At 69.1% G+C, this 1,322-nt stretch carries 1 protein-coding gene; it reads left to right on the forward strand.

Features of this window, described 5'->3' with window-relative positions; genetic code table 11:
* The first annotated feature begins 239 nt into the window (after window positions 1–239).
* Entirely contained in the window at window positions 240–1,304 is a 1,065-nt protein-coding gene (locus CLV63_RS33065) for an IS110 family transposase (protein ID WP_106587179.1), read from the forward strand.
* The last annotated feature ends 18 nt before the right edge of the window (window positions 1,305–1,322 follow it).

Consider the following 1,322-nt stretch of genomic DNA (forward strand, 5'->3'; position numbering starts at 1 on the left):
CCTGACAGTGAGGATTAGCCGTGGCATCGCCCGGAGGTCTGACTCTCCGCCTGACTGACGCTTCGGTTGTCCTTCTGGGGAATCGTCGGCCTGCCGGGCGATGCCGTCTGGCGCGTGGCCGGTCGGGCTTCCGTGACTTCATAGGAGCCCGGCCAAAGGTCCCATCACTGTCTTGTCCGTCTGCCCGACCGGCTCGCGCCCTCCCACCGTTGAGCGTTGGAAGGGCAGCACACACCAGCATGGCAGACGAGATATCGGTGGTCGGCGGGATCGACACCCACACCGACCTCCACCAGGCCGCGGTCATCGACGGCATCGGCCGGCACCTGGCCACCAAGCGGTTCGAGACCACGCCGGAGGGGTACCGGCAACTGCTGGACTGGCTCGACTCCCACGGCGAGGTCCTCGCCGTGGGAGTCGAGGGGACCGGTGCCTACGGCGCCGAGATCGCACGCTTCCTCACCGCGAACGAGGTCACGGTGGTCGAGGTGGACCGCCCCGACCGCAAGGCAAGACGGGACAACGGCAAGTCCGACCCGATCGACGCCTACGGAGCCGCCACCGCGGTCCTGTCCGGCCGGGCCGGAGGGATACCCAAGACGCGCGATGGGATCGTGGAGGCGATCCGGGCCCTGCGGGTGGTCCGCAAGAGCGCGGTCAAGGCCCGCACCCAGACCATCAACCAGATCCGCACCCTGATCGTCACCGCTCCGTCCGTGGTGCGGGACAAGCTGCGGGGGCTGTCCTCGCGGGAGCTGGTCGACACCCTGGCCCGATCCCGTCCGGCCGGTGGCCTCGACGATCCAGCCAGTGCGGTGAAGACCGCTCTGCGGCGGCTCGCCCGCCGCTACCAGGCGCTGGACGAGGAGATCAAGGACGCGGACGAGGAGATCGGACCGCTGGTCACCAAGGCGGCCCCGAAGCTCATCGCGCTGGCCGGGGTCGGTCCCGAGACCGCCGGCCAGTTGCCGGCGAGCGCGGGCGACAACCCCGACCGGCTCCGATCCGAAGCCGCCTTCGCCCACCTCTGCGGGGCCGCCCCGGTCCCGGCCTCCTCCGGCCGCACCAACCGCCACCGTCTCAACCGGGGCGGCGACCGCCAGGCCAACAACGCCCTCCACACCATCGTCCTGGTCCGGATGAAGTACGACCAGCGCACCCGGGACTACGTCGCCCGACGCACCGCCGAAGGCATGGCCAAGAAAGACGTCATTCGGTGCCTGAAACGGTTCGTCGCCCGCGAGATCTACCGCCATCTACCCCATGTGATCCACACCGCCAAACCGCTTCTACAGACCGCTTGACGATCTATAGGAGCTTCC

Source organism: Murinocardiopsis flavida, assembly GCF_003014485.1.
Taxonomy (GTDB): Bacteria; Actinomycetota; Actinomycetes; order Streptosporangiales; family Streptosporangiaceae; genus Murinocardiopsis; species Murinocardiopsis flavida.